The sequence below is a fragment of the Vibrio sp. 10N.261.52.A1 genome (genome assembly GCF_002876325.1).
GTDB classification, from domain to species: Bacteria; Pseudomonadota; Gammaproteobacteria; order Enterobacterales; family Vibrionaceae; genus Vibrio; species Vibrio chagasii.
On sequence record NZ_MCYD01001227.1, the window covers coordinates 1 to 3,929 of the forward strand.

5 protein-coding genes are annotated in these 3,929 nt (G+C 39.4%); all 5 read left to right on the plus strand.

Annotated features, from left to right (window positions below; translation table 11 throughout):
• Nucleotides 1-742, plus strand: a 742-nt coding sequence (locus BCT81_RS25915) for a class I SAM-dependent methyltransferase (protein ID WP_102426323.1), incomplete at its 5' end; no start/stop codon positions are given.
• 74 nt (nucleotides 743-816) lie between these two features.
• Nucleotides 817-1,383, plus strand: coding sequence for an RDD family protein (locus BCT81_RS25920; RefSeq protein WP_102426324.1), 567 nt, complete (start codon nucleotides 817-819; stop codon nucleotides 1,381-1,383).
• A 136-nt stretch (nucleotides 1,384-1,519) separates the two neighbouring features.
• Nucleotides 1,520-2,008: a hypothetical protein gene (locus BCT81_RS25930; RefSeq protein WP_102426325.1), complete on the plus strand. Its 489-nt coding sequence runs from the start codon at nucleotides 1,520-1,522 to the stop codon at nucleotides 2,006-2,008.
• 113 nt (nucleotides 2,009-2,121) lie between these two features.
• On the plus strand, nucleotides 2,122-2,670 hold the full coding sequence (locus BCT81_RS25935; RefSeq protein ID WP_102426326.1) for a hypothetical protein: 549 nt from the start codon (nucleotides 2,122-2,124) through the stop codon (nucleotides 2,668-2,670).
• Between the two features lie 678 nt (nucleotides 2,671-3,348).
• Complete coding sequence (locus tag BCT81_RS25945) at nucleotides 3,349-3,888, plus strand: MOSC domain-containing protein (RefSeq protein ID WP_102426328.1); 540 nt, start codon at nucleotides 3,349-3,351, stop codon at nucleotides 3,886-3,888.
• Nucleotides 3,889-3,929 lie beyond the last annotated feature (41 nt).

Sequence of the window (3,929 nt, forward strand, 5' to 3'; positions counted from 1 at the left end):
GGATAAAAGAACCAAGGTACACGTTGAATCGGAGTTCTATGATGTTGCATCATTTAAGTGTGGTAGATGTTCGCTAAATCCAATCGAACTAAAACAAGTAGGGAATGTTCAAGGAAAGTCTCTATTGCACCTACAGTGTCATTTTGGTCAAGATACCTTGTCTTGGGCTCGCTTAGGTGCAGAGGTCACAGGTGTAGATTTATCTGCTAATGCAATCAAGCATGCTAATTCACTGAAGCAGGCTTTGGATTTAAAAGCGGATTTTATTGAAAGTGATGTGGTTCAATTTGGTCATGAAAATAAACAACAATTCGATATCGTATTTACTTCATACGGTGTGTTGTGTTGGCTACCCAACTTAGTTGATTGGGCGCAGACTATTGCCAAGTCACTAAAAGTCGGCGGGGAGTTTCACCTAGTTGAGTTCCATACATTTAATGACCTGCTATCTGGCTACTCGTATTTTCCGGATAGTAGGCCTGACGTTGAAGAGGAAGGCACTTATACAGAAAACTGTGATGGTACAAAAACAACTACGGTTACTTGGTCTCATCCAATAAGTGAGGTTATAAACGCCTTAATCGACGCAGGTTTAAAGATTGAGTCTTTCTCTGAGCATCCATATAGCCCATATAACTGTTTTGATGGTTTGGAGTCAGTACCAAACTTGGGATATCAAATGTTGTATAAAGGTCAACAGATTCCTTTGTTATATTCAATCAAAGCGCGAAAAGTCGCCTAACAAAACGTTTAAGACAGATTCCCAACGCATGGCATTTTCAGTGTTATTGGTTGGGTTTTGTGTTTATGGTGGTAATGTTTAGTTGGGTGGTGCGTTGCTCACTACTTAACGTGGCGTTAGCTATCTTAACGAAAAAATGGAGTTTTACCGAAGTGAGAATAGAACCACAACTCAGTAATCTTGACTTAGATGTAAATGAGTCACATGAAGTTATCGAGAGTATTAAATATGTTAGCCCAGAGCAACATAGGCTAAATAGATCTTTGGCAAGTCCGGGAAGGCGTTATTTTGGTCAGTTCTTAGATTTGATAGTCACTTGGTTGATATTTTTGCTATTGTTGTCGCTGTTCAATGAAATGGGTTCACCTAGGGATCAAACTGACCTTATATCAATTTCGGTTGCAGCCATCTATTTGATTTTTTCAGACGCATTACCACGAGGACAAAGTATCGGTAAGTTAGTACTTGGGATGTCGGTAATTGATAAAGAATCTGGTAAATATTGCTCCTTATGGCAGTCTTTTATTCGAAATATTCTTAATCCATTAATTGGGCTAATTGATGCTATTTTTATTCTTTCTAAAAGGCGTCAACGAATAGGTGATTTAGCGGCAAATACGATCGTTGTAAAAAATAGCTAACAAACTGTTCAAGAGGGATTCGCAACGCATGGCATTTTCACTATGCGTTGGTTTTAGTGTTTAAGGTGGTATGTAGCGACTTTGGTATTGCGTTGCTCACCCCTTAACAGGGCGTTATGTGCACAGGAGGTGCAATATGATTAAGTACATTTCAGTAGCTCTAGTTAGTTTTCTTATCGGTGTTGGTGGGATGTATTATCTAGCTTCCATGACTCTAAATGATTTAGATGAAAAGCATAACAAACGCTTAAAGGAAGAATATGAGCTATTTAGATACCATAATACGAATGCCGCTGAAACTCTTATTAAAGTCTCAAATGCATCTATAAATCACACGTTATGCAAACTGAAAGGTGAAGATAAAAAAGAGGTAATTCATGCTCTAATTTTGAACGCAATGTTCGCTAGCGATGTTTCGAAGCAGTCAATAGAGACTTTAGGGGAGGTGTTTACGACATCGCTTCTCGCACATAAAGAGCTTAGTAGAACATCACCAAATAAAGCTAATGAATACTTATTACCTTTGATTCGAAATCATTGTAGCAATCACTTACCAGAATTGAATTGTGACAAAATAGATAGCTTAATTGATAGTTTGTCGAAAGAGCCAAGTGTGTGCACATAACAAGGCGTTTAAGAGTGACTCCAAACGCGTGCCGTTTTCGCTTCGCTCAAGTATGGCACACTTGTTTGTCGCACCTTAACGCGGCGTTAGGCTTTAAAGGGAAAATAAGGATTATGGAATTGGACTATCTAAAATTACTTTTTGTTATTGTATCAACAGTCATTTCAGTGGCGGTGACTTTTTATTTAAAGGAGTATTTACAAAGTAAAAAGGAGTATAAAAGTCTGAAGAAAAAGTTGGAATCCGTAGCAGGTCGAAATGCATACATAGTTTATACCGGCGAGGGTAGTGGTGTTGGTGGGAATCTGTACAAAATTACGGATATAGATCAAGGCGGCATTACGCTTAAAAACTCGATCCAAACTATATTCTTACCACCTAAGTTGTTGCTTAACTCTCCAATGATCGTACCAGAAGATGATTATGAACGCCTCAAAAAGGAGTACCAAGCTAGTGAAATTCAAAATGTCGTTGAAAGTATGTTTGAACCTATGTTTACGAAAATGATTCAAGAGATTGAAAGTGATCTAAACTCTGACGACGGGGAGCTTTCCTCTCAAATTGAACTGAGAGTAATTCAAGTTTTAGAAACTAAAGGCGTACTATCACAAATATCAACTTCGGAACTAAATCGATTACAACATATAGCAGAAAAAGCCTAACAAATTGCTTAAGAGTGACAGCTAACCTTTGGCATTTTTGGTTCGGTTGGCTTATGTGTTTACGTGGCTTTGCTTGGGTTCAGTGGTAGGTTAGCTGCACCTTAGCAAGGCGTTAGTACGGGTTTAGCATCAAAGGTCATAAGTTTTGGTGTTTATCTGTTTTGGCGTTCGTCTTTACACCTTTCAGTTTGTGCCTTTCACGTTCTTTCCGGTGGCACTATATGCGGAGTGTTTGCTTTGATTTCACCGTTTACGGTTTCTAACTCTTAGCCTATTTCTTTGGTGCTTCTTCTTTTTCGTGGCTTTTACTAAGTCAGCATTGTCTTTCTTTGGTGTTGTTGTTGAAGTACGAGGAAAGAATCCTTTTCTAATTTGAAATTTGCAAAGTAGGGCAGTTCAGTGCGTTTTTCTTCAATCCAACTTTCGTCTTTCAAGCGGGGCAAAGTTTTGTAGCTGCCCGTCTCACTTCAGTGTTCAAAGCCTTTCATATCATGCCAGTTTTCAATATTTTGGAGCGCATAAATAGAAGTAGCGCATGTACTAACAAATTGCTTAAGAGTGATTCGTAACGCGTGGCATTTTTGCTATGCGGTGGCTTATGTGATTAAGGTGCTGTGCGGTAGCTTTTGTATTGCGTTACTCACACCTTAGCAAGGCGTTAGCCCTCAGGAGGAATAGATGATAAATGTAGTATCAGTTAGTAAAAATGCGGAGCATACTTTTTCTAAATCCGTCGAGGAATCAATACTATTGATAGAAGGGGAGGGTGTTGAAGGAGATGCTCACAGAGGTAAAACTGTAAAGCATCGTTCGAGAGTAAAAGTCGATCCAACACAACCGAATCTAAGACAAGTACACCTGCTTCATAGTGAGTTGTTTCAGGATCTTGCTGCTAAGGGATTTGATGTTGGCCCCGCTTGTCTTGGTGAAAATATTACTACTTTAGGTATTGATTTGCTCGCTTTACCAAAAGACAGTGTTCTCAAATTTTCTAGTGGTGCTGAGATATTGGTCACTGGTCTCCGAAACCCATGCCCACAAATAGAAGGATACCAGACAGGTCTTTTGTCTGAGGTATTGGGAAGGGATCATTCGGGTAAGGTGGTTCGTAAAGCCGGAATAATGGGTGTAGTAAAAGTTGGAGGCTGGGTATCATCAGGAGACAGCATTGAAGTTGAGTTACCTCCGAAACCATTTGAACCCCTCCAAAGAGTTTAAGGGCTAACAAAGCGTTTAAGACAGATTCTGTAGTTGACCCG

Coding starts and splice junctions, on each gene's coding strand:
- BCT81_RS25920 (WP_102426324.1), top strand. CDS start 817: ATGTTTAGTTGGGTGGTGCGTTGCTCACTACTTAACGTGGCGTTAGCT.
- BCT81_RS25935 (WP_102426326.1), top strand. CDS start 2,122: ATGGAATTGGACTATCTAAAATTACTTTTTGTTATTGTATCAACAGTC.
- BCT81_RS25945 (WP_102426328.1), top strand. CDS start 3,349: ATGATAAATGTAGTATCAGTTAGTAAAAATGCGGAGCATACTTTTTCT.
- BCT81_RS25930 (WP_102426325.1), top strand. CDS start 1,520: ATGATTAAGTACATTTCAGTAGCTCTAGTTAGTTTTCTTATCGGTGTT.